We start from the raw sequence: 26,919 nt of genomic DNA, 5'->3' as shown, positions 1-26,919 counted from the left end.
TCGGTGAATCTAAAAAAAGTAAAAATTAAAAATTTTCGGGGATATGGGCAGAATCAAGAGTCAGATGACAACAGTTATATCTTCGAAAACTTAGATCAAGGACTTGTTGTACTAAACGGTTTTAACGGTTTTGGTAAAACCAGTTTCTATGAGGCAATCGAATGGTGTTTAACCGATAACATCTCTAGACTTCATGCACTTAGGGAGAGAGGGTTATATGACGCAAATACATTAAAAAGGAGCTCTTATTTAAAATTTATATCACCAGTGGATACCGTAAGGGATAGAGAGCAAAGGATAGCAGAAGTGGAACTTGAATTCGATAATGGGGTGCGTGTTCGTAGGACTACATCCAGTAACTTTTTGTCTGTTACCGAAAGAGATCGATATGAATCTAGCCTACACGTCCACGAAGATGGTGATTGGCAAAGCTTCGTATGCAAATCTGAGGATAGACTACTTCCAGCAGAACCGACCTGGGAGGTGCAACTCACACGGATATTCTTAGGAAGCTACGACTCCGGTTGGAAGGAGCAACTATTTAAAGCTCATTTCCTGAGTCAAGAAGGAATGAATGATTTCCTCCGATCTTCAACTGCCGGGGATCGACGCAGCATCCTTATACGGTTATTAAATTTGATCCCACTTGAACAGATCTATGATAAGAGTAAGGTAATCAAGGATTCGACTCGTTTGAGCAACAAGATTAATCAACTAACAACATGTATTGAAACTGCTGTTACGCAGCGCCGCCAGATCGATGATATTTTCCATGCAAGAAACTGGGGTACTTTTGAAGAATACCTAAGTAATATTAAAGAAAGCTATTCATTACTTATTGAATTAATCAAACAGTCGTCTGCTTACGCAGAGGAGTTAAACCTGCAAGAGTGGGAACTTCCTGATGCTATAACTCTCAACAATAGTTCAGCAGTTCTTCAAAAACTTTCAATGAAGAAGGAGTTAATTCTTGCCACACAACAACGAACTAATCAACAATCCATTCAAATAGGGAAATCAATACAGTCACTTGAACGGTTGACAAGGTTCGAAGAAAGGTTAATCATACATAAGAGGTGGGAGCGATTAAATGACTTAGCTAACCTAAATCTTAGTGCTGACTTAGTCAGGAGTAAGGACCTACAGGAAACTGAGTCTAGCCTTGAAACACAGAAATCTAGATTCCAGGTCAAAAAAAGTCAATTGAATCAATGGTCGCACGTAAATTCTTTAGTTTGGCGTCACACCATCGATGAACAATCTGCAAGTATTGTTGATGATTATTGGGTCATCTACTCGGATCTACGAAGAGAGTATAGCGATTTCCTTAAAACTTTTAGTAGCGAGATAGCAGACCTCGGTTTCGAGAGGACACTACCCTCGGATATTACAGAAAAACGAACAAGCTATAACGACCAGATTAAGACAAGGAATTTTCTCCAATCTCAGGTACAAACAAAAAACGGTGTATTAAATGTCTTGTCGGGTATGAATACTGAGTATAGCCGCGTATTAGATGAAGTAAAATCCTACATTTTAAAAAATCAGGATTCTATTGATAAATGTCCGGTTTGTTTGACAGAGTCTTTTCCAGAAATACACGTCGGTGGTATTGCAAACGCGGATTCACCGATCCCCGATCAACTGATAGCTATTATCGGGCATACCTTATCTTTAGGTGATCAGAAACTGAAAGAAGTCTCAGATGAAATCACAGGCTTGCAGACGGATTTAGCTGCATTGTCGAAAGTAATTAGGGAACAGTTTGTAACCCCCTTAATTGATATGATGCATCATTTGCAAAGTGATTTCCGCGAGCTTCATCAAAGAGTAACCCAGTTCATTGATGAAAGTGCGCTGGCAGTTACCCAAGAGCAACAGGCAATACAAACACAACTGAAGGTTCTAACTGATCGTTTAGATAGAGATAAATTACAGTATGAGAATTTGACTGGCAAAGATGACTTTGGTTTAGGAAATGAGAAGAAGCAAGTGCTTGCGGTGCTAGAAGAAGTGAGTAAAGAAATTAAGTCCTGGGAAGAGGAAATGATAACATCAGGGCTTGTTGACTTTGAACCCACAATTGAAAGAGTAATTGAAGAAATGGACTCCTTGAAAACGCAAATCGAAGGCATAGGGAGTATTCAGGATCAATTAAAGAAGTTGGAACAGGACTCTTCTGCAAAGCAAGAAGAAATACAGAAGATAGTGCCTGTTATAGACTTAATCGACCGTTTGTTGGGTTACATGCCGGGTGAACACGAACAAAAACTATTAGAGGGTTATGTTTCATTAACGGGATCTATGGAAAATTACCAGGAAACTCTGGATCAATTGATCAAATATAAAAACGACACCAATACAATCAACGGAATTGCACTAGATACCCTGCAAAGAGTTGTTACAGAACAATTGGAAAATAATAAAATGGTGAATTGGATATATAAACTTGTGTATCCTCACCCACATTATAAAGAAATTCGAATGAATGGAGACAGAAATGGTATAAATGTAAAGGATATTACCGGCAATGTAATTCTTGATCATCTCTTTAGTTCGGCCCAATTAAATATTCTCGCTTTGAGCATATTTCTCGGGTTGGGACTAACACAGAAATTCTCGAATTGGGATCAGTTATTCCTTGATGACCCAATCCAGAGTATGGATGACATAAAGATATTATCTTTCATTGATGTCCTACGTGCAATCAGCGACTCCAATTTCAGAAAGCGAAGCCTGATTATTTCAACACACGATGATAATTTTGCAAAACTGCTGGCAATTAAGTACCGCAATAAGTCGCTCACACAGTACAATTTTATCGGCTATGGTTCACAAGGACCGTTAATTCAAAGAGTATGAGTCACTAACTTGACCGCATGATGTAATTAATTCAACAATAAACATTTTCCCTCTTTAAAAGTACATTGTAATTAGAACGCACTGCCGTAAAACTGTCGGAAAAACTTGTGATAAAGTACGGTAATGCAAAGGAATGCTGAGTGAACTGACTGTGAGAACATTGATTCTTTGAGATATTAAGCGGCTATAACAGAAACTGCGGGAGCGAGGTCGCTTCCCGCATACGGTGCATATTTTGGATTGTATGTTTGCCCACATTTTGCCCACATACTCTACCCACAGATCATAATCACACGGATTTATTGGACTAATTTCTGTAGTCAATCGGACAAAATCGCCACAAAAAGACTCAAAATACCCATAAAATCTTATTTGTCTCATGGGCGGCATGATGTAGGCTTTTGCCCTACATTTGAGAAATAGTTAAGGCTATTTTTCGCTCGTTTTGAGAACTGGTCACGTAAAAAACTATTTTCTAAAGTAAAGACTACTTCCTAAAAACAGGAGGTAGTCTTTTTTATGTTATTAAAATTTGCTTATCAGGATTTTCTAGATGACAGACGGTTCAGGAACACGACAGAGAAGAACATTAGGAACTATCAAACAATGCTCGGAGCATTTGTGGAATATTGTATTCATCATGAGGTTGTAAGTGTAGAAGACATTGCCTATAACCATGTACGCCAACATCTTATGGAATGTCAAGAAAGAGGTAACAAAGCAGGTTCAATCAATACTAAAATCATGAGAATTAGAGCCTTTTTGAACTATATGGTGGAATGTGAAGTTATAACGAAGAATCCTGCTAAACGAGTTAAAATGCAAAAGGAAGATGTTAAGACTAATGTTTTCTCTGATGAACAAATACGACAGATGCTGAACTTCTACAGACGTATTAAGCAACGAGACAAAAATTATGTTGCTTATCGCGATTATATGATGATAGTAACTTTACTCGGAACTGGGATTAGACGAGGTGAAATTATTAATCTCAAATGGTCGGATATTGATTTTATTAATCAAACCATTGCAGTCTTCGGGAAAAGTAGAAGGAGAGATACCCTTCCGATAACTGATAAGTTATCTAAGGAGTTAGCAGCATATAATATTTTCTGTAAACAGCATTGGGGAGACTTAAGTGATTATGTTTTTGTGAAAAGAGATAATACTCAAATGACTGAGAACTCATTGATGTTAGTTTTTAAATATCTGGGACAAAAAATGAATTTTATAGATGTTAGAGTATCTGCTCATACCTTTCGTCATACATTTTGCCATCGACTTGCTATGTCTGGAATGAGTGCTGTTGCCATTCAAAAGCTAATGCGTCACCAAAACATTACTGTTACGATGAGATATGTTTCTATGTGGGGGAATGAACTGAGATTGGAAAATGATAAATATAATCCATTAAATTCTCTGAATATTTAAGTAGTTCAATACGAGGGAGATTATGTGGTAATCGAGATTGAAGGTCAAACTCAGGACTTTGATAAATTGAATGTAGATGTATCTGTCAATGTTGGAGATGCCGTTGTTCTTGTTGATGGTGTTTGGAGAACAAATATCTCAGAAACAGAACAACGAGAACAGAAGATTAAGAAACTTATAGATGATGTATGGGAAGATTAATCCCACTTTTTTTATTATGTAATTATAATCCAGGTAGAGATAAACCAAGTACCAAAATGGATTAGAGAAACTTATATCAAGTGTAGTACTTGAACTATTGTCATACATGGCTGAACGTGAGAGAGAGAGAGAAGATAAACGGAAGACAAGCAGAAGGAATTGCAACTGCATTAAATAATGGTGTTAAGTTCGGAAGACCGAAACAAATTATCAATGATGAGTTCAAGCGGGCGTATGAAGAATGGAAGAATGGGAATACCCCACCTACTTTGTATTGCCCTACTAGTTTTGATTAAAAGCATCTTTTATTATCCTTCACAGTAAAGCTAAGCCGTTCAAGTAATCATCTCCATTTATAGTTCATTATATCAAAATATAGCGTCAATAGAGGTTAGCAATAAGTTTTTTGATTAATTTGTTGTGAATGCCAGTATTTTAGGTATATATTACTATTCTACATATTTCATCAGTATCCTTGCAAACATGACAAAAAGAGGCTTATATCATGAAGTCACCTCGCGATTCCACTATTTAATTAGGTGATTTTATTTATATCCCTTTCACCATCTCCACTCATGTGGATTGCTGTATATTGTTGGTGATAAAGTAGTATTTTGAAGCGGCATCCCACACACCAAACTCTACAAATTAAAAGGTTCCGCACCACACCTCTCCCACCTCTAGACTTTCGCTTTAGGCTACTGATGACTCCCATGTTCTGTGTGCAGCAAGAACAAGCCACCTTCTCTGCACCACATACAAAAAAACAATAGGGAACTTTTCAACCAACTTATATTTTGTTGCAATGATCATGTCTATGATAAGTGATATTTTCGGTGTGCCTGTTCTAGCAGGGATACATGCTACGCAAATATCTCTCTTCCTTTACTAATATATGGTCATTATATCCGGCAATCTCTGGACAGGCAATACCGACAGCTTTGGGGCATTATGTTTCAGCGGAAACATTAAAGTCTGGTCCAAGCGGCGGTGACTCCTAAGAAAGACAGAATCCTATAGCTCTTAAACGACGGTACCCAGCGAGAGTGTCGCTGGGTATTTACAATACATTAATCGTTTCTGACATCTCCGTTAACAATGGAAAGATATAGTAGAGTTTGTGGCCACATTGCTGCCGCAAATATGTTATATCGGGGAGTGACTTTTTTTGCAGGAACGTATAGAAATGAATCCGCTTAGAAAAGTATGGATATACCATAGGAATAGGTATCTCTCGATGATTTTACTGACCAGTATGCTGTTCGGATTTATGCCTCCGTTTGTAAGCAAAGCTGCAGACATTCAGGCAACGCCTTCGACGTCAGAGCTGCTCGTGACGGAGATACACCCGGATGTTAACGGGGCGGATGATTATGAGTTTGTTGAAGTGTACAATGCCTCGGAGCAGACAATTAGATTGAATGATTATAGCTTCCTCTACCGTTATACAGACGGAAGCAAGCCGGATACGGCGCTTAGCTTACCCGATGTGACGCTTGCCCCGGGCAAGCTGATGGTCTTATGGAATAACAATAATATAAATACTCCCAAGACTTTGGCCGACTTCAATGTGAAATACAACACAGCCTTAAACAATAGCGAGGTTGCAGAGATTATTGGCTTCGGCAGCTTCTATAATAGTGGCAATCGTGCTGTGGTGATTCAGAAACCACAAGGGGAGGAAATCGCAAGCGCTTCTTATTTATTGGAAGACGTCGCCAGTGGACTTGGTGTTCATTATAAGCCGGGAACAGGGACGAGTGAACAGGACAAATATGCGGTCAAAAGCGCACCTACGCCAGGAATAGCTGCGCCTGAGCAGCTGTTCGCAGTACCGACACCTTTGCCTAGTGAAGATCCTGAAGTCAATTACCCTCCGGTCATTACCCATCTGCCTTTTGCGAAGTCAGAGGTGGGCGGTGGTATAGTGATTGATGCGACTATTGTTAATCCGGATCAATCGGTTACCGGTTCCGTATACAGCGCAGAGTTGGTGACGGCTGTGGTGTATTACAAAACGGGAGCAAATACGGAATTTTCCGTCCTACCGATGACCACTGGAAGTAATATTGGCGAGTATACAGCCTTGATTCCGGCAGCAGCACTGACCGGCACGCAGCTTCAGTATTTCATTGAAGCGCAAGATACAGACCATGTTGTCCTCACGGATAATTATACGGTACAGATTGAGGGCGGGGAGGGAATCGATTATAACCTTCTCCCTATACTGATGATTACGGAGCTGGTGCCGGATACAGCGAATGTCAATAGTGCGGACGCCTATGAAGTGATCGAGATCTATAATAATAGCGACCGTACGCTTGATTTAGCGGAATATGAGCTGGTGTACCGGAACGGAGCTACGGATTTGGTCTGGCCTGCACTGGATGGAACAGGCAAGATGGAGATTCCATCGCAGACCTCTATTGTTCTCTGGGTGATGAATGACAAGAACCGTTCGCTCACCGCTGATCAGTTAAACGCCAACTTCAATACGAACCTGTCCGAGAACACGAACCTGTTCCGCGTGAACGGGGGCGGGGGAATGTCCAACGCAGGGCCAAGGTCTATTGTGATCCGGGATCAGGCGAAGATGGAACTTGTGATTGCGTCTTATCAGAATGACCAGCAGACGAAGCCGGATATGGGCATATTCTACCGTTATGCTGCTGGTGGTGGCGAGGAAATGGAGATTCTGGATGACACGGGTACGGTTAATGCCACACCGGGCAGTGTGAGAGAAGAACAAGTGCCTGCAATTCCTGTACAAGGAATCCAACTGCCCGAGGATTTACCACCAGTTATCACTCACGCTCCTGTAACTGATGCCGATTCACAACAAGATCTGATAATTCCGGCTTTCATTACGGCTGGAGACATCTCAGTTACTGCGGCTGTCTATTACAAAAATGGGACAGAAACCACTGATCATAAGCTGACAATGACCAAGGGGAGCGATAATCTCTATTCGGCAGCTATACCGAAGTCGGCGTTGACATCGCCGTTGCTTAAATACCGTATTGAAGCAGAGGGTGCAGGACTGAGAGCTGTCTCGGATACTTATACCGTAAACGTTAATCTGGCGGGTGCGGACGACGCCAAAGCCCCGACTCTGCTTGTGACGGAGCTTGTTCCCGATTCTACGAATGTGGGAACTTCGGATGGTTACGAGTTCATCGAGCTGTACAATAATACGGACCGAGATATCAATCTGAAGGACTATAAGCTAATCTACCGCTATACTTCATCGGGACCAGACGCGGATGTCGTGTGGTCAACAGAGCGTGAGGATATGATTATTGGCTTCGGACAAACGCTGGTATTCTGGGTAATAAACGCAGCTAATACAGGTAGTACAGTAGCTGACTTTAACGCTAATTATGGAACACAGCTTGTGGAGGATGTCGATATTTATAGAACATACAGCAGCGGCATGGCTAACGGGGGTGACCGAGGAGTTGCAATTACTACGAATACAGGTAAGGATATCTCCGTTGCTTCCTATGATAATGATGATGAGACTAAAGCGAACAAGGGGATATTCTATACAGCCCCGACTGATGGCACAACTGGAATGATCAAATACAGCGCTGGCCTGCTGGCGGCGACGCCAGGAACAGTCGATTCTGTTCAAGTACCTGCTACCCGGGTCCATTTGATGGATGATACGGAGGCTCCTACCGTAAGTGATGTTAGTGGAATCAAGGAAATCGACCAAAGCCTTGATGTGGAACTGATTGGAGATGCCACGGATGACATCGGTGTGAAGTCGGTTGCGATTTTATTTAAAAATGACGTTCAGATCGGGTTTACTAAACGTTATCTTTCAGAGAGCTATAACGATAATCTGTACCATTACAAATTGTTCTCGCCGGAACTGATCGGCCACAAGTATATAGATTATTATTACGTCGTATCAGACGGAACTAATGAAGTTACCTCGAGTATGTACCGCCTGATAATTACAGGCGGGAGGGATACCTCCGCGTTGCGGTTGAATGTAGAAGATGGAGATATTCTCTCGGGAGATCAAGTGTTGAAGGCGACCGCCGAACAAGTCCCAGCCCAAGAGTTGGAGCTTATGCTAGACGGTCAAGCTTTACCCGCGAATACGTATACTTCGCTGGAGAATAATGCTTATTTCGTCTTTGATGTCACAGGGGTTAATTATTATTTCAAAAATGCTGTCACCCTTGGAGAGGAAATCCTGCACACATTCCAGGATCCTATTGGCCAATATACTACATTAACGGTGCCGATTGAAGCGGATCGTCTGCAAGTTGGAAGCAACACGATTTCGATTCGGGCCGGGTCTAAGACTTCTCCCTTCGACGACAGAGTCGAGGAGAACAAGGATGACTTTGTCATTCGCAATATCCGTCTTTTATTTACAGACGGAACGGTAGTATACGATACCCGCTATAATGACCCGAAACGGGAAATCCAGATGGGAGACAGCGCCGGGAAGCTAGAGTTTGAGGATTTCAGCTTTCTTATTCCGGAAGAGAAGTTCTCTTCCAAGACATACCTACTCGATACCAAAGCGCTGGCTGACGGCGATCATACGGTAGGGGTCAGTCACTTGAGCCATGAGCCTGTCTCCGTCTCTGTGAAGGTGGATAATACAGCTCCAACTATTGAACCAACACTCTCAGAGGGCAAAGAGTACCGCGGTGCCTTCACCATTGACGCAATCATCTCCGATGCCATTGCTGGTGTGGATTCTGTGGAAGCGTTGCTGGATGGTGACCCGATCCAGCTTCCTTATGCAACGGCTTCCTATCTGCTTGATGGTGGTAATCATAGGCTGGAGATTACTGCTAAAGACATTGTCGGCAATACTGGTAGTATCAGTATAGTCTTTGCTGTACCGGATGAGCTTCCCACAATGCCTGAGTTGGTATCTCCGCAGAATGGTGCATCTGGGATCAGTTCGACTGCTAAGCTGGCAGTGAAGGTGAGTGATCCACTGGGAGACCGGCTGAATGTTTCTTTCTATCGAGGGTTCAAGCATGATGCAAGCCAACCGGCCACGATCTCCGTGTATCGCGGTGCTTCGGATACTGAGCCACCGAAGTCGCTGCAGCCTGGAGGTGAGATCCCACTTGCCGCTGGTGATTACGAGTCAATTGCCTCTGTAGATGGCAAGTACCTAACGGACGATTCTGTAGATCAGTTCCCTTACCAGAGGTTCGAGATCAAGCTTGATCCTACCATAAAGGATACCGATCTAGTTAAGATATCTTGGAAAGGTCATTCGCTAGAAGGGCGTAAAGTATCCTTGTACGCCTGGAATCCAACGGAGCAAGCTTGGACATTGCTGGACCACCGTATCGCTGGCAGCGAAGACTTTGAATTGAAATCGTCTGCGAAGGCGGGGGGCTACCGGGATGGTGACACCATCCACCTAATGGTTCAGGATGAGGTTGCGGCAGTTTCAGAAAATATCGATTATTCTTTTGTATGGATGTCCGATACGCAGTATTATGCGGAGAGCTATCCGTATATTTATGAAAATATCGTGAATTGGATCGCGGCAAACAAGGACCCGATGAATATCAAATATGTATTTCATACCGGCGATATCGTAGATGATGCGGATCAGGCGTACGAATGGGACGTTGCTAATAAGAATATGAAGGTACTGGAGGATGCGAATATTCCTTACGGTGTGCTGGCCGGTAATCATGATGTGGATCATCAATATGGAGACTACAGCTATTATTGGACTCATTACGGAGAGGAACGCTTCAAATCCCAGCCATATTACGGGGAATCGTACAAGAACAATATGGGCCACTATGACCTGATCTCAGCAAACGGTAACGATTATATTATGCTGTATATGGGTTGGGGTCTGGAAGATGAAGATATCGACTGGATGAACATGGTACTGAAAAAGTATCCGAATCACAAGGCGATCATTAGTATGCATGAATATTTGCTAGTGTCGGGTAATCGGGCACCGGATGCAGACAAGGTATTTGAACGCGTCGTGATACCAAACAAAAATGTCATAGCGACATTGTCTGGACACTATCACGATTCGGAGCTGCTCGTCAGCGGAATTGATGATGATGGGGACGGCGTGGACGACCGCAAAGTCTATCAAATGCTGGCTGATTATCAGGGCGCTCCAGAAGGTGGACTCGGTTATATCCGGTTGATGAAATTTGATACGAACAATAACAAACTGATTATTCAAACATATTCGCCGTACCTCGACGATTACAATTACTACGATCCTGCGGAATATCCGGGCAAGGACGAGTTCGTTCTGGATCTCGATCTGCAGCCGCAGACCAAGCGGGTTGCCACCGACTATTTCGGGGTCAATCTTTACACCGATCAACAAATTGGCGAAATGGTTCAGACGGAGAGCGGAGAAAACGCACGCGCCGATTGGAACAGTCTAACATCGGATACAAGGTATGAATGGTATGTGACAGCGGAAGACCCATATGGTGGAAAAACGTTGTCGGACATCTGGTCGTTTTCGTCAGGCATTCAGGAGCCGGGTACCGATCCGACACCGACACCGACACCGACACCGACACCGACACCGACACCAACGCCTGCACCAACACCGACACAGGCAACGGATAGCGTAAAGAACTCGTCATCCCCAGCCAAGGGAATTATTGAGCCAAGTGTTCTGAATGGCATTCATTCGGTAAGTAGAACACAGCTAATGAATGCAGTGGCTCAAATGGCGGTCTCGGGTGTTGTAGAAGTCCGCATGACCACACCATTGGCTAACGAGAATATTCAATTGCAGTTGAGTGGCGAAGGATTGCGTGCTATTGCAGAGCGGCAGGGTAAGCTAACAATCGTATTAGGCGAAACGGTCCTTACAATTCCAACGATGGTTCTGGAGCAGATTGGAGTCTCCGACACGGTTACCTTGGATATCGGCGCAGCAGAGGAAGACATTCGAGAGGCACTGGACGAAGCCTTAACAGCTGACCGATCGCTGTCGTCTACTGGTGCTGCATTCACCTTCAGATTGTCTACGCTTAATGACGCAGAGCAAACTGCAATTACTTCGTTTAAAGAGCCTGTCAAGGTAACAGTAACATTGACAAGTGAACAGCTTGCCAACCTCGACACGTCCTTTGCAGGCGTATACTACCTTAACGGATCAGCTGTTGATTATATAGGCGGTGAATTTAACGGCAACATCGTAAGTTTTGAGACGGAGCACTTCTCCACTTTTGCGGTGCTTGAATACCGGAAGCAATTTTCTGATATGAACGGTCATTGGGCGAACAGCGATGTTCAGAGACTGGCGGCCAAACATATCGCTTCTGGCGTATCTGCGGATATGTTCCTGCCAAACCGCACCATCACACGTGCTGATTTCACAGTACTTGCAGTGAAGACGCTTGGATTTGAAGATTCTGCATACCAAGCGTCGTTCAGCGACATAGATCAGACCAAATACTATGCCCCTTATGTCGCCCAAGCAGTGAAGCTTGGACTCATTCAGGGCTTTAACGGACACTTCCGACCGCAGGCTACGATTACCCGTGAAGAAGCAGTTGTTATCCTGAACAAGCTACATAATCTGAACACGGGAATGACAGAGGCAGCAGGTATTCAAGGTACTTTCACGGATATGGGAGAAGCATCCGTTTGGGCAGTTTCTTCCATTCATGCAGCCCAGGAACTGGGATTGATTACAGGCAGTGGAGGCAATCGTTTCATGCCTAAAAGCCAGGTTACCCGCGCGGAAGCAGCGACCATGCTGGCCAGATTGATAGATTAAGAAGGATCTTTTGTAACTATCTCTCATCATAACGAAAATAACCATGGGGCATTACTCCATGGTTATTTTTCTATGTGCGCCCAGCATGGGCGCTATCTATAGGTGTGAGTCCCGAATGTGGTCAAGGTTATGTATTTGAAATTAGTGAAGGAAGAGTTTTAATTTTGGATAATGTTAAAGAGGGTGATTTCGGGAAAGGTTGGAAAGATGTTTTTGAAGACCTCGAACGCATTAAAAGAATTAGAACTATTGTCTGAAATCCCTGGTCTTACTTGGGGTTACGTCGATAATCCCGATATGTAGAGCGAGTGTCAAAACATCATTTTCAAGATTCAGGTTCTAGTGTTGAATGGAGAATTATTAAATTCATGGGAATAAGCAGATTTCTGTTTTGGGGACAAAAGCCATTACAGAAGGATAAAAGACAACCAAACAGAACTATACCCAAATTTAGGAATCCTATATTAATCAAAGGAATAGCCTATAACACAAAAATTAAACAATTAACCTATGGTCCACATACAACACATGTGGTGTAATGACTATTAAATTGCTTGACCACCAATTGACCACATTTTGACCACGAACACTGCGAACGTATCATTTCTCCCCGCACATAATGGACTGGTTTTGTCTGAATAGTGGACTTGAAATCAATTAATAGAACCAAAAAACACATAAAACTCGCCTAATGTCATGGGCGGCATGATGTAATAATTACATCAAAAACCCTGAAATACTAGTGTTTAAAAGGCTCCCGAGAGGAGCCTTTTTCAATTAAATCACACACAGAAGTTGACCATATTGATATACGCGGGAGCTGGAGGGGTTGGTGGATATGCGATTCAACTTGGGAAAGAGCTTGGATTGAAGGTTTTTACAACAGTTTCTTTAAGCAATTATCCTTGGGTACAATCGCTTGGAGCAGTTATAGCCATTGATTATAGAGCAGAAGATGTCACGAAGCGCATTCTGGAAGAAACGAACCATGAAGGCGTTGATTTCATTTTCATGATCGTAGCTCCTTAAAAGTGGATGTTTTTTCTCCGCTTTTACTATAATATAATTAGAAGTGAAAAATATAGTATTAGGATGAAGGAGATGTACTAAATGGCGCAATCACTAGAAGGAAAAGTAGCATTTGTAACGGGAGCTGGACGAGGTATTGGTAAAGCCGTTGCAATTGCTTTAGCTAAAGAAGGTGTAAACGTGGGGCTGATTGCTAGAACAGAGGAAGCAGTAAAGGAAGTAGCAGCCGAAATCGAAGCAATAGGTGTGAAATCCACGTATGCAGCAGCTGATGTTTCTTCACTAGAACAAGTGGAACAAGCCATCAAAAAAATAACAAATGAAATAGGCACAGCGGACATTCTAATCAATAATGCAGGCATTGGTGGTTTTGCTAAACTATTAGAGATGGATGTTGACCAATGGAGAAAAATTATTGATGTCAATCTAATGGGCACATACTATGTTACACGCACATTACTTCCACAATTGATCGAAAAAAATGCTGGAGATATTATTAATATATCTTCAACAGCTGGGTTAAGCGGTGCGCCAGGATCTAGTGCATATAGTGCATCAAAATTCGGTATGATTGGTCTAACAGAATCTTTAGCACAGGAAGTACGTCGCAACAATATTCGCGTTACAGCCTTAACACCAAGTACAGTAGCAACAGATCTTGCTGTCAATTCATCATTAATCGCTGATAACAAGATCGAACAATATATGCATCCTGAAGACCTAGCAGAATTCATTGTGTCACAATTAAAGTTAAGTCAACGAATTTATGTGAAACAAGCGAGTCTTATAAATACAAACCCATTCTAACTTTCTCATCTATAAGAGAAGGCCTTTCATCAGTTCACTGAACTGTTGGAAGGTCTTTTTTTTCAAAATATAAGAAAGCATAAGTTTTACGCTATACTTTCTTATATTTCTCGCTTAAACACTTACCGTCCTTATAAGGACGCCGAAGGCGTTTATGCTTGTTTACTGTCATATGTATGTGATTCTAAAAACCTTGATTTGAATTATGAGTTTATAAGGGTTCAAAAAGCTACTGTGAGATTATTAGATTCATCTGAAATTGAAAAAGTTAAAAGATATTTCTTCGATAGAGATGCTAATATTGAAGAGAAGTTAAAAAATGGAGCGGAAACAATAGCTATTTTAGCTTTAGAATTTGATGAGGCAAGAATCAAGAGAAATACAGTTGAACCATTGGATACGATACAATTTAATAATTAATAAGAAAAAGTATCCACTAATTATAGTGGATACTTTTTCTCTACCACAGCAAAGTAATTATCTTCATTATCAGCAAAGTTGAATACTCTACCCTCTGGTACATTGACAAGTTCTCCGACAGTAATATTTTTATCTGAATAGTCCTTATACAATTGATCAAGGTTATCCGAGAAGAACAATATTGAAGGGGTCTCCAGATTGACTCCAGGGGACATCTTTGCAACTAAATCTTTGTTGTGTAGGACGATTCTTGTTTGAGCATCCTTGGTTGGGGCTATTTCAAACCATTTCATTCCTTGGCCGTCATCCGCCTCAGAAATAAGGATAAACCCAGCTTTTTCTGTCCAAAACTTCAATGATTCATCCTGGTTATTTACATACAACATAATTTGACCCAGTATATTAATCAATTTGTTTTGCTCCTTCTTTACTTGTCATATTTTAAATATTTACACAACAAACAAATTTATACAATACTTTTTTCGAATAATAAGAAAGTATAAGTGTTTCGGCTTGATATTAGTTATGTTCAGTCTTTTTAACTAGAATCAAAACTATATTTATCACTATAGAAATGGAGATGGTGATGATCATCCAAAGTGTTGAATCTAGTAATATGCAAACCAATCCAACTAATTGAAATATGAATTGCAATCTATTAAGAATTTTTCTCGTTTTCTTAGTTATGACACTCAACTCCCTATCTGGATTAACAATAATATTAAGCGATAAGCTTAAAGATTCCAGCTATGAGTAACAGTAAACCAAAAAGTGTTGAAATCAGACCACAGAATTTCGTAACCGATAGATAGGTTTCGCTAGGTTCGGATTCACCTCTGACCTTCCAACCTTCATTGAATTTCCAAGAGAATGAAGGGTTATAGATATTAAGTAACCCGAGAGCGATTGCTACAATTCCCGTAATAATAAGCAATAGATCCTCTCCTTGTAGATAGTTACGCAAAATAAGGGATATATAATTAAGAACGGATTAGATCGTAAATAGTTTAATAAATATACTATTTATCTATTTACACATCATATTTTACGCTCTCAGTAAATTGGGATGATATTGTTTTTTTGAATATAATAGTAATTTTTACAATTTATATTGACAGTAAACGGCCACCTATGTATACTAATAATCGTAATCATTACTATTAATGAGAGGTGTTACATATGAAAATTGCATCTATGAAATGGATGTTATTATTAGCTTTAGGTCTACTACTGGTGGGATGTCAAGCTACAGAAGCAAAGGAAGAATTAGCAGATGGGTCCTTAACTACGGAAGTCGTCGATAGTCACTCACAAGGTAATAATGATAGTGACGATCACGATCACGATCATAGTGAAGAGGATGAAAAAATTTATAAAGGCTATTTTGAGGATAATCAAGTAGAGCATCGCTCACTATCTGATTGGGAAGGGAACTGGCAATCGGTGTATCCATATTTGCTAGATGGTACATTGGATGAAGTATTTACCCATAAAGCTGAAGCAACAGGAAAAATGTCTGCAACGGAATACAAAGAATATTATGAGATCGGTTATAAAACCGATACAGAGCGAATTGTGATACAGGGGGATACAGTTACTTTCTTCACTGATGGTGAGGAGGTTTCGGGTAAATACGAGGCGGATGGCTTTGAAATTCTTACCTATGAAGCTAAAAATAAAGGTGTGCGATATATATTTAAATTAGTTGAACCGACTGAGGGGCTCCCTCAATACATTCAATTTAGTGATCATCGCATCGCACCAGATGTTTCAGATCATTATCATTTATATGGGGGTGACGATCGAGAAGCATTACTTGAGGAAGTCGTTAATTGGCCTACTTATTATCCTTCAACTATGGATGGTCACACGATTGCTCATGAAATGATAGCCCATTAATATTATTAATCGTAAGCTTCCACGAGTTCAAAACGAACTTTGTGAGAAGCTTACTTTTTTCATTATAGTCAAACCGTTCATATCATCGATACAAAGAATATCAGAATGCTCACTGTTGATAGCTTTTGCCTTCTAGTCCCATATGACTTTCCAATTGGGAACGCAAGTAGCTAGAACTACAGGAAATTCAGCAAAATAATCGGCGATTATTTCTGTCATATCTGTCTGAATGTCTTTTATGACGGGACAGTCTGCGAAGTACGGAAAATTTCCAGCACCAGTGGCACGATAATTATTCATGACAACTTCGTAGTTGCCGTTAAGATCTATAGGTTTCCCTTGATAATCGACGCTAATGATCCGATGACCAATAGGCTGTCGCACATCTATTATATATGCGATTCCTTCCCACATATCATAGTTATACGGCTGTGCTTTTGGTTGTAGAAATGTGGGATTAACCGCTAAATGACCATCTTGAATGGCGAAATAGGAGGCACACTGTTCTAGGGCATCGTGAATATGCTGTCCTGTAACTTGTAGTACTTTTAACGTGTTGGGATAAATATAATTCGTGACGATATCACGCATGGTTACTTGGTCATTAAAACCGCCAGGTTGATCATGAAATAGAGATGTACAGGATATTGATGCGTTCGCCACATGCATTTGAACATGTTGTAAAAATTCTATGTAGGGATGCTTATTTACTCGTACATCAAAAGCATTGTTATATCGCAGATTTCCGGTAATAGAGCCAATCGGTTCATCTAACCATTGTTCAGTAAAGAGATGCATTTCCCTCGCTTCACGTACCACTCGCTCATCAAGCAAAGTGTGATCGTCTACATAATATAATTTAGGCTCGTGCTGAATCATTTGTTTTGTACCGTTGATCATCTCCACATCGATGGTAATACCAGCTACACAGACAGCTTTCGTTCCTGGTTGTACAATGGATTTCCCGAATGCTTGGGTACAGATTTCCCGATGTTGATGTCCAGTAATCATAATATCAAAGTCTAACTCTTTACACATTCGATAGCCTTCATTCTCCCCAGTATCTGGCTCAAGTAAGTTACCTGATGTTAGATCATGAGCGAATCCCCCGTGATAACAGAGTACTGTAATATCAACTTGCTCCTTTTCTTTCATGATACCTAACCACTTTTTAGCACTATCAAAAGCATTTTCAAAGCTCAGTCCTTCAATATGACTTGGATCCTCCCATATGCTTACAAAGTGAGTAGTGACGCCAATGAAGCCGATTCGAATACCTGCCACTTCCTGAATAAGATATGGATTCATCCAAGTTGCTCCGTCTTGGGTATAGATATTGGCTGACAACCACGGAAAGTGTGAAGCTTTGATCGTGTTCTCTAGTACAGGTAACCCATAATTAAACTCGTGATTACCAAACACGGCTAAATCATAGTGTAGTGCATTCGCAGCATTGATGATGGGGTTAGACTGTTCAGGATGAAATCTTTGATGGTAATAAGTTAATGGACTTCCTTGAATGAGGTCTCCATTATCAATCAAGACAGTTGGATGTTGTTGTCGTAACTGTTCAATAAGGGACGCTGCTTTCGCAAGCCCAACCGGTTCTGTTATACCGCGGTAAGTAGTAGGCATAAGATAACCATGGACATCACTTGTTACAAGTATTTGGATTTTTTGAGTAGACACAAGTTACACCTCTGATTTAATTAATATTTAATTATAGGGTCTAAACTGTATATGTTGTCAATTAGAATCAATTTCATAATTACGCAAATTGATTCTTAACAAGTTGATTATTTTTATTTACAAACTATTTACAATCTAATGGTATTGTCTTTACATTTAGCAAGTATATTAATTGAGTATGTTATTCATGGGAGGGAAATAGAGATGAGAAAATTAGGATTGTTAAGTGTAGCGTTGATGCTGTTATTCGTATTAGCGGCTTGTGGTAATGAGGGAACGGCCAATTCATCAAATAATACACCTAGTGCAAATAATACTACCAAAACAGAAAATGCTACAGTTCCAGAAGAAGAAGTAAAGTCTAATAAAGAAATTGAGAAGCTTTCGGTAGGTTTCGTACCATCACGCGATCCTGCGGAAATCGTTACAGCTACGGAGCCTTTAAAGGAGTTGCTAACGAAAGAACTTGCAGGACTTGGTTATGATGTAGGTGAAGTTGAAATTACGGTGGGTACAAGCTATGAAGCTGTCGGTGAGGGCTTATCTGCAGGTACAGTTGATGTTGGATTAATACCGGGCGGCACTTATGTGCTCTACGATGATGGCGCAGAAGTTATTCTAACTGCAACTCGCGATGGCTTAAGTAATGATTCAGATAACCCTGCAGATTGGAATAAGAATGAGCCAACAGCGCCAACTACCAATCAAGCGACTTCTTATCGTGCAATCCTTGTAGCTGGCCCTTCGGATAAGGGAAAAGCACTAGCGGCAAAAGTGAATAATGGTGAAGCACTAACGTTTGAAGATTTGAATAATGTATCTTGGAACGTGATGTCATCATCATCTCCTGCTGGATACATTTACCCAGCACTATGGTTGAAAGAGAATTTCAGCAAAACAATTACGGATCTTTCTCAAGTCGTGCAAGCTGATTCTTATGCAAGTGCATTTGCTCGTCTTGCTGCTGGTCAAACCGATGTGCTTGTCACTTATGCAGATGCACGTAGAGATTACGAAGAAAAATGGACAACTGAATTTACCCGCACCGCTTCCATTTGGGAAGAAACAGATCTAATCGGTGTAATGCCAGCGATCTATAACGATACAGTAAGTGTAAGTAAAAACTCTGAAATCATGGATGAGAGTTTAAAAACTGCATTAGAGCAAGCATTTATCAATATTGGTAATTCTGCTGAAGGTAAAGAAGTAATCGCTATTTATAGCCATGGTGGTTACCAAGTAGCAACGGATGCCGATTATGACAATGAGCGTAAAGCGCAAGAACTAGTACAACAATTAAAATAATTACTATCTATTACAACTTAATTTTACGAAGAATGAGAACATGTTGTTATGTTCTCATTTTTCAGTGATTGGAGTACGTCTATGATTGAATTTAAGCAGGTACACAAACAATATCCGAATGGATTAGTAGCATTAAAAGATATTAATTTGTCAATTGACCAAGGTGAATATATCGCCATTATTGGTTTGTCAGGTGCAGGAAAGTCGACGTTACTGCGTTGTATTAATCGAATGCATGATATTTCGGAAGGCACATTGACGGTTGAGGGGATAGAAATTAGTAAACTTAAAGGAAGAGGTATCCGTCAACTACGTCGGAAGATCGGAATGATCTTTCAATCCTTTAACTTAGTGACAAGAATTTCAGTTATTAAAAATGTATTGGTAGCGTTCGTACCTGAGATGCCATTTTGGCGTAAAACACTTGGGATATTTACAGAAGATGAAAAGAGAAGAGCACTGATGTCGCTAGATAAAGTCGGTATTTTGGATAAGGCGTATGTACGTGTAGATCAATTATCTGGAGGACAACAGCAACGTGTTGCTTTGGCAAGAACATTAGCACAGAATCCGGGAATTATTCTAGCAGATGAACCAGTAGCTTCCTTAGATCCGGTTACCGCCAATCAAGTGATGGAAGATTTCAGACGTATTAACGAAGAGATGAATATGACCGTGATTATTAATATTCACCATGTCGAATTAGCCTTGGCTTATGCTACACGCGTCATTGGTATACGAGCTGGTGAAGTTGTATATGATGGTCCTTCACAAGAGGTGAATGATCAAGTACTGCATCTTATATACAATGGTCAAGTAGAAAAAGGAGGCAGCGGTAGCCATGCTAACGAAGCTGTTTCCACCTAAAACAATAGAGTTGCCTAATGGAAAAGTCGTCATCCAAAAACGATCGATGACTCCGATCATATTATTAGTTTTTATAGTGCTGATCTATCTTTCCGTGCAGATTACTGATTTTGATCTGCAAAGATTACTTAAACGAATCAATCAGTTTTTTGTCATTATTAATGAAATGATCCCCCCAACATGGGCTTATATGCCGAAGCTATGGGAACCACTAATTGCTACTATTAAGATGTCATTATTCGGTTCTGCACTTGGTGCTATTTGTGCATTACCGATCGCGATGTTAGCAGCAAGTAATATTAATCGCAGTCGTTGGATTCCTTCAGTCACCAAATTTATTTTGAGTATACTTCGAACATTGCCGACTTTAGTTGTAGCGCTGATCGCTACATTTATTTTTGGATTAGGAACGATGGCAGGAACGGTTGCAATTTTCTTGTTTACTATTTCTTATATAGGTAAATTGCTGTACGAGCAGATCGAAAATGCAGAAATGGGTGCCTATGAGGCCATGAATGCAATGGGTCTGACAACAATTCAATCGTTCCGGTATGCTATATTTCCACAGGTGCTACCTAACTATCTATCGACATCATTGTTCTGTTTCGAGGGGAATGTTCGGTATGCTTCTATATTAGGATACGTTGGTGCAGGTGGAATTGGTTTATTGTTAGCTGAGAGTCTTGGCTGGAGAAACTATGCCAACGTGGGGATGATTTTATTGATGCTCGTATGTACCGTGTTCGTGATTGAAACGATTAGCGAATATTTCCGAAAGAAACTGATGTAGGTGAAGAAATGATGAATGCTATAGATAAACAGTTACAACAAGCCACAAACCGCTATCTGCCTAATTTACTAATCACTGTGATTGTCCTCATTATTTTTGTGTGGTCTACATCAGCAGTGCAATTGGATAATGTAACAGCAAATGGATTGTCGATCGCGAAAAACATTTTATTAGGGCTAATTCAACCAGATACAGAACTATTGTTTAATTTGACTACAGGTGGGGTCTTATATTTATTGCTTGAAACCATGGCCATCGCTTTTTTAGGAACCATTGTTGGGGCGGTGCTAGCTATTCCGCTTGCTTTTCTGTCTGCATCCAATATTGTGCCGAAACCAGTAGCTTATGTTATTCGACTCTTATTAATTGTCATCCGCACAATTCCACCTATTGTGTATGGGTTAATGTTCATTCGCGTGACAGGGCAAGGTCCTTTTACAGGTGTGCTTACCATATCGCTGACCAGCGTCGGTATGTTATCGAAGCTATATGTTGATGTTATTGAAGATTTAGATACATCTGTGCTTGAGTCTATGGAATCCATTGGTTGTACGACAATCGAGAAGATTCGCTACGGTATTCTCCCTCAGTTGTCAGCCATGTTCATGTCCATCGTTATTTATCGCTTTGATATGAATCTACGTGATGCGGCTATTCTCGGATTAGTTGGAGCCGGTGGGATAGGTGCCCCACTTATTTTTGCAATGAATGCTTATCGCTGGTCGGAAGTAGGATCTATTCTAATTGGCCTTATTGTACTTATTTTAATAGTGGAAGTTGTATCGAATAAAGTGCGCAGTAAATTAGTAAAAGGTTAATCAAATTGAATAAACAGTTAAGACGCATTTCTTGGATTATTAGAATTCCTTGGATGCGTCTTTCTTTTGTATCTTTCATGTTTGGTAAATGGAAAAACCATAAACTTGTGTTATTATATGGTTCAGTGAAGTAATATAATAAACGGAATTGGGAATAGGATTACAAAGAAAAAGGGGTTAACAATGAATAATTACAAACTGAAAATTCAATATGATGGTGGTCGATATAAAGGTTGGCAGCGGTTAGGGGATAATGACAATACTGTTCAAGGGAAAATAGAAAAGGCCTTATCAGAATTGGTAGGACACTCTATTGAAATCATTGGATCGAGTAGAACGGATGCGGGAGTACACGCACTTGCTCAAATAGCTAACTTTAAGATTAGTGAAGATATACCTGAATCTAAAATGATGACAGTATTGAATAGTTATTTACCTCCAGACATTAGCATTCCGGAGATTACACTAGTAGATGACCGTTTTCACGCCCGCTATCATGCGAAGGATAAAACTTATATTTATAAAATCTGGAACGAATATTATAGCCATCCTATCATGAGAAAGTACAGTATGCATGTTAGGAAGAAGCTAGATATCGTACAAATGAGAAAAGCATGTCAGTATTTTGTCGGCGAGCATGATTTTACGGCTTATTCCAATGCTAAGTCTAATAAAAAGACGATGGTGCGGGAAATTTATTCTCTAGATCTAGAAGAGAGTGGAGGTTTCATCCAATTTCGCGTGAGTGGAAATGGTTTTCTATATAATATGGTTCGAAAGATGATTGGCACGCTGATCGAGGTAGGCTTAGGTGAGATAGAAGCCAAAGAAATACCATCCATTCTCCAATCAAAGGAACGGGTTCAAACCGGTGGAATGGCAGATGCATGTGGGCTTTACTTAGAGAAGATTAACTTTTAGTATAAGGAAGTTGTATGATGAATTTAAGGAGGACTAGGATGATGATAAAGGCAACTGAAAATAATGAATATGTTGAATTGACAAGTCCCACTATTCTACCAAAGGCTTCGGGATTCTTATGGAATGAAAAGATGATGATTCACATGAATTGCCGTGGGTATGCTGTGGCTCAGTACATGCAACCAGAACCGGGGAAATACTCTTATGCTCCTAACTTAGAAGCGAAGACGTTTATGCAACCAGAGCAACCTTATTATGCACATCATCCTGGTCGTTTTGTTTATGTGAAAGATGAGGTGAGTGGTGAAATATTCTCTGCGCCTTATGAACCTGTTCGTGTACTTCCCGATAAGTATACATTTTCAGTAGGGAAACATAATATCGTATGGAAGATTGAAAGTAATGATATTTTAATAGAAATGAGTCTAAGTTTACCTAAAGAAGATCCAATGGAATTGTGGCGAGTGAAGGTGACCAACCTTTCGTCAATGAAACGCAAATTAAGTATTTATCCATATTTTACAGTAGGATATATGTCATGGATGAATCAATCAGCGGAATACAATGAAGCTTTACAAGCGATTGTGTGTTCGGCGATTACTCCATATCAGAAATATCAAGATTATGACAAGATCAAAACTCTGAAAGACAAGACATTTCTATTAGCTGATCAGGAACCTTCCGCATGGGAAGTCAATCAAGAAGCCTTTGAAGGTGAAGGTGGTATAACCAACCCATCAGCGATCCAGAACGAATTGCTCTCTAATGGAGAAGCCAGATATGAAATGCCTGTTGCTGCTCTACAATATAGAATCGATGTGGAACCAGGAGAAGAGAAGGCTTATCGGTTCATATTCGGTCCAGCTAAAACGGAAGATGAGATTGCTCAGATTCGACGGACCTATTTCATAGATACGAATGCCAGTGGCGATGATGGTTTTATGTTAGCTGAACTGGAATATGCAGAATACATAAGAGAAGGCAGAGGCTGTATTGAGATTAAGACACCGGATGCTGATTTAGATAATTTCGTGAATCATTGGTTACCGCGGCAAATGTATTATCATGGCCAAACTAATCGTCTAACAACAGATCCTCAGACTCGCAATTATCTTCAAGACAATATGGGCATGAGTTACATTAAACCACAGATGGCAAGGAATGCTTTTCTTACAGCGTTAAGCCAACAGAATACGAGCGGTGCCATGCCGGATGGTATTATTCTACATGAGGATGCTGAGTTGAAATATATTAATCAAGTCCCTCATACGGATCATTGTGTGTGGTTACCCATCTGCTTGAGTACTTATTTAGATGAAACAAATGATTATACTCTCTTAGATGAAGTAGTTCCCTATGCTGATCGTAAGGAAGTTGGAACTGTATTTGAACATATCAATCGTGCGATGCACTGGCTTATGAAGGATAGAGATGAGCGAGGATTGAATTTTATTAATCAAGGCGACTGGTGTGACCCGATGAATATGGTTGGTTACAAAGGAAAAGGTGTATCCGGGTGGTTAACGATCGCAACGTCATATGCATTTATGATATGGGCTGATATATGTGAGCACAGTGACCAATTGAAAATGAGTAAAGAATATCGATTGGCGGCGAATGAAACAAATGAAGTGGTGAATAAGTATTTATGGGATGGAGAATGGTATGCGCGCGGAATAACAGATGATAATGTTGTATTTGGTATTAGTGAAGATAAGGAAGGTAGAATTTTCATCAATCCCCAGGGGTGGGCATTACTAAGTGGTGCTGCCGATGAATTGAAACAGCGTAAGCTGATCCAAGCTGTTAAAGATCAATTAGAAACACCCTACGGAGTTGAGAAACTAGCACCATCTTTTACAGCAATGCGAGAGGATGTAGGTAGAGTAACGCAGAAACATCCAGGGACCGCAGAGAATGGGGCGGTGTATAATCACGCTGCAGCATTTTATATCTATGGGTTGTACGCCGTGGGAGAGAAAGATAATGCCTATCGTTTACTTCGAAAAATGATTCCAGGACCAGACTCAGAGGATATTATTAGACGTGGTCAATTGCCTGTATTCATACCTAATTATTATAGAGGTGCATATAGACAAATTCCGCATACTGCTGGACGGTCCAGCCATTTATTTAATACAGGAACCGTTCCATGGGTTTATCGCTGTTTGATTGATGGTCTATTTGGATTACAGGGTAATAAAGAAGGTATTCATATCCGGCCACAGCTTCCTTCTGAGTGGCAAGAGGTTACGGTTAAACGTATGTTTAGAGGAGTAGAACTTCAATTCCATATAAAGCGAGATGCCAGTGTAACCACAACAGAGGTATATGTTCATGGCAATTATATAGAAGATGGAATCATTAAAGATCTGAAATCAGATGTAGAATATAAGGTGTTAGTGAAAATTCCATTCTAGAATTATCGAAGGCCTAAGAACCTAAGGCAATTCGCACAAAGAGGCCTCTCATGAGTTCATTGAACTTGTGAGAGGCCTCTCTTAAATATAAGAAAATATAAGTTTCACTTGAATCAATTTCATAATCGCCGATGTATCAAAATCGATTTGCGTAATTATGAAATTGATTCTTCATACTTTATACCCTTATATTTCGGCAGAGACAGATACCGTCCTTTAAAAGGACGGCGTAGCCGTTTCAGCTTGTGTTGCTTGGTAACAACACTATACTCTATGAGCGGGTAAGGATGGCACGCCCTGAAAAATGTCATATGTAACAGAAAACGGCTCTAGACATATAGTTAGTATTACATGAGTCTCTAATCTCTAACTCATTTTGTGGTGCGTATTCTAAATATCGAACTATGAATAAATGGGAGGATATACAATCGTGGATAATAATTCGGAGGAATTTAAAAAGTTGTCACTCTGTATGATTGTACGAAATGAAGAGGAAAAACTTGCACAATGCTTGAAGAGTGTTAGGGCTGTAGTCGATGAGATTATTATTGTCGATACAGGTTCAGAGGATCGGACGAAAGAAATTGCCCTGAGTTTCAATGCTTCAGTCTATTCTTACGAGTGGAATGATGATTTCGCGGCTGCACGTAATTATGGTCTCGAGAAGAGCACAGGAGATTGGGTGCTCTGGCTTGATGCTGATGAAGAAGTGGCGGGGGAAAGTGTTGAATTATTACGAAATGTGTTAAAAGAAGATAAGTATTGGTTGGGTAGTGTCCAAATCATTAACTATTATGGTCCACTTCCAGCTAGTTATAATCAGTCGCACTTGTTAGCACAGTATCGGCTCTTCCGTAATAATTCCAATCTCCGCTTTCGTAATGCCGTTCATGAGCAATTAGATATATCCGAATTAGGTTTAACTAAACAATCAGTTATTACACTTCCTGTCAATATTCATCATTATGGTTATATGGACTATGAGGTAGAGGTTAAAGGGAAATCCGAGCGCAATTTACGTCTACTGGAGAAAGAGAAGCAACTGGAAGATTATGATCCTTGGATCGATTATCATATCGGTAGCGAACTTTATCGTTCAGGAGAACTTGTTCAGGCCTTCGAGTCTGTGAACACGTCTATTCGTCGCTTTTTAGAAAAAAAATCCATGCCACCTTCCCTATTGTATAAATTAAAATACTCTATTTTACTTGCACTTGGAAGTTATGAAGGTGCCAAAGATGGAATAAATTTTGCAATTCAACTCTATCCCGACTATGTGGATTTACACTTCTACAGAGGGATTATCTATATGCAATCTAAGGAGTACACGAAAGCGTTGATATCCTTTAATCACTGTTTGGAACTGAAGGAGGTAAATACGGCACATTTAATTATGGTTGGCGTAGGCAGCTTCTATTCTCATTATTATATTGGAGTCTGTCACCAAAATCTGAAGAACTATGAAAAAGCTAAGGATGCCTATTTGAAAACCCTTGAATTGTTACCAGATCATAGGGATGCACATGAAGCCCTTAAGTTAATAGAAGGATCTTCTGCAACAACTTTCGGAGCCATTGGAGAGTAGAAACAGGTAAGATAGTCCAATCCCTTTTATAGTGAATTCATACACTGGATGTAGATATTGAACTATTATTGTTCGTATATCATACGTGATGAATGAAAAAAGGGAAG

18 protein-coding genes and 1 pseudogene are annotated in these 26,919 nt (G+C 40.4%); 16 read left to right on the top strand and 3 right to left on the bottom strand.

Annotated features, from left to right (window positions below):
• The first annotated feature begins 3 nt into the window (after window positions 1-3).
• From LPB68_RS08560 to LPB68_RS08525, 8 genes and pseudogenes are all read left to right on the top strand, one after another.
• Entirely contained in the window at window positions 4-2,862 is a 2,859-nt protein-coding gene (locus tag LPB68_RS08560; protein WP_068661333.1) for a hypothetical protein, read from the top strand.
• A gap of 519 nt (window positions 2,863-3,381) precedes the next feature.
• Window positions 3,382-4,293, top strand: coding sequence for a tyrosine-type recombinase/integrase (locus LPB68_RS08555; RefSeq protein ID WP_068661332.1), 912 nt, complete (start codon window positions 3,382-3,384; stop codon window positions 4,291-4,293).
• Window positions 4,294-4,317: 24 nt separating this feature from the next.
• The gene (locus tag LPB68_RS23115; protein WP_198402189.1) at window positions 4,318-4,494 is read left to right on the top strand and encodes a DUF3006 domain-containing protein; all 177 of its coding nucleotides are present in this window, start codon (window positions 4,318-4,320) and stop codon (window positions 4,492-4,494) included.
• 46 nt (window positions 4,495-4,540) lie between these two features.
• Window positions 4,541-4,748, top strand: a pseudogene (locus LPB68_RS23745) (recombinase family protein); the annotation flags it as partial.
• Window positions 4,749-5,662: 914 nt separating this feature from the next.
• Window positions 5,663-12,262, top strand: a complete 6,600-nt coding sequence (locus LPB68_RS08545) for a lamin tail domain-containing protein (protein ID WP_071193208.1) — start codon at window positions 5,663-5,665, stop codon at window positions 12,260-12,262.
• A gap of 804 nt (window positions 12,263-13,066) precedes the next feature.
• Window positions 13,067-13,291: a zinc-binding dehydrogenase gene (locus LPB68_RS08535; protein ID WP_068661328.1), complete on the top strand. Its 225-nt coding sequence runs from the start codon at window positions 13,067-13,069 to the stop codon at window positions 13,289-13,291.
• Between the two features lie 81 nt (window positions 13,292-13,372).
• On the top strand, window positions 13,373-14,098 hold the full coding sequence (locus LPB68_RS08530) for a 3-ketoacyl-ACP reductase (RefSeq protein ID WP_068661327.1): 726 nt from the start codon (window positions 13,373-13,375) through the stop codon (window positions 14,096-14,098).
• A gap of 45 nt (window positions 14,099-14,143) precedes the next feature.
• On the top strand, window positions 14,144-14,518 hold the full coding sequence (locus LPB68_RS08525; RefSeq protein WP_068661326.1) for a hypothetical protein: 375 nt from the start codon (window positions 14,144-14,146) through the stop codon (window positions 14,516-14,518).
• Window positions 14,519-14,538: 20 nt separating this feature from the next.
• On the opposite strand, the gene LPB68_RS08520 is transcribed toward LPB68_RS08525, so the two are convergent.
• A complete protein-coding gene (locus LPB68_RS08520) occupies window positions 14,539-14,928 on the bottom strand; it encodes a VOC family protein (RefSeq protein WP_068661325.1) in 390 nt (129 codons plus the stop codon).
• A gap of 311 nt (window positions 14,929-15,239) precedes the next feature.
• On the bottom strand, window positions 15,240-15,452 hold the full coding sequence (locus tag LPB68_RS08515) for a DUF6199 family natural product biosynthesis protein (protein WP_068661324.1): 213 nt from the start codon (window positions 15,450-15,452) through the stop codon (window positions 15,240-15,242).
• Window positions 15,453-15,697: 245 nt separating this feature from the next.
• Here LPB68_RS08515 and LPB68_RS08510 point away from each other — a divergent pair, with 245 nt between their 5' ends.
• Window positions 15,698-16,417 carry a metal-binding protein ZinT gene (locus LPB68_RS08510; protein WP_068661323.1) on the top strand — a complete coding sequence of 240 codons (720 nt, stop codon included), beginning with the start codon at window positions 15,698-15,700 and terminating at the stop codon, window positions 16,415-16,417.
• A gap of 132 nt (window positions 16,418-16,549) precedes the next feature.
• Here the strand turns inward: LPB68_RS08510 and LPB68_RS08505 are convergent, their stop codons facing one another.
• Window positions 16,550-18,106 carry a bifunctional metallophosphatase/5'-nucleotidase gene (locus tag LPB68_RS08505; protein ID WP_068661322.1) on the bottom strand — a complete coding sequence of 519 codons (1,557 nt, stop codon included), beginning with the start codon at window positions 18,104-18,106 and terminating at the stop codon, window positions 16,550-16,552.
• 204 nt (window positions 18,107-18,310) lie between these two features.
• On the opposite strand from LPB68_RS08505, the gene LPB68_RS08500 reads away from it, so the two are divergent.
• The 7 genes from LPB68_RS08500 to LPB68_RS08470 all read left to right on the top strand — a co-directional run bounded on the left by LPB68_RS08500 (window position 18,311) and on the right by LPB68_RS08470 (window position 26,812).
• Window positions 18,311-19,411 carry a phosphate/phosphite/phosphonate ABC transporter substrate-binding protein gene (locus LPB68_RS08500; RefSeq protein WP_068661321.1) on the top strand — a complete coding sequence of 367 codons (1,101 nt, stop codon included), beginning with the start codon at window positions 18,311-18,313 and terminating at the stop codon, window positions 19,409-19,411.
• An 81-nt stretch (window positions 19,412-19,492) separates the two neighbouring features.
• Window positions 19,493-20,278: a phosphonate ABC transporter ATP-binding protein gene (phnC, locus tag LPB68_RS08495; RefSeq protein ID WP_068661320.1), complete on the top strand. Its 786-nt coding sequence runs from the start codon at window positions 19,493-19,495 to the stop codon at window positions 20,276-20,278.
• On the top strand, window positions 20,253-21,068 hold the full coding sequence (gene phnE, locus LPB68_RS08490; RefSeq protein ID WP_068661319.1) for a phosphonate ABC transporter, permease protein PhnE: 816 nt from the start codon (window positions 20,253-20,255) through the stop codon (window positions 21,066-21,068). Before phnC ends, phnE (LPB68_RS08490) begins: the two co-directional genes overlap by 26 nt.
• Window positions 21,069-21,079: 11 nt before the next feature.
• Entirely contained in the window at window positions 21,080-21,886 is an 807-nt protein-coding gene (phnE, locus tag LPB68_RS08485; RefSeq protein WP_099458732.1) for a phosphonate ABC transporter, permease protein PhnE, read from the top strand.
• A gap of 183 nt (window positions 21,887-22,069) precedes the next feature.
• On the top strand, window positions 22,070-22,807 hold the full coding sequence (truA, locus tag LPB68_RS08480) for a tRNA pseudouridine(38-40) synthase TruA (RefSeq protein ID WP_068661317.1): 738 nt from the start codon (window positions 22,070-22,072) through the stop codon (window positions 22,805-22,807).
• A 41-nt stretch (window positions 22,808-22,848) separates the two neighbouring features.
• Complete coding sequence (locus LPB68_RS08475) at window positions 22,849-25,227, top strand: GH36-type glycosyl hydrolase domain-containing protein (RefSeq protein ID WP_068661470.1); 2,379 nt, start codon at window positions 22,849-22,851, stop codon at window positions 25,225-25,227.
• Between the two features lie 430 nt (window positions 25,228-25,657).
• The gene (locus LPB68_RS08470) at window positions 25,658-26,812 is read left to right on the top strand and encodes a glycosyltransferase (protein WP_232510321.1); all 1,155 of its coding nucleotides are present in this window, start codon (window positions 25,658-25,660) and stop codon (window positions 26,810-26,812) included.
• Window positions 26,813-26,919: the final 107 nt, after the last annotated feature.

The sequence above is a fragment of the Paenibacillus crassostreae genome (genome assembly GCF_001857945.1).
GTDB classification, from domain to species: Bacteria; Bacillota; Bacilli; order Paenibacillales; family Paenibacillaceae; genus Paenibacillus_AQ; species Paenibacillus_AQ crassostreae.
The sequence above is the reverse complement of the archived record's forward strand: the minus strand, read 5'-3'. Positions and strand labels throughout refer to the sequence as shown.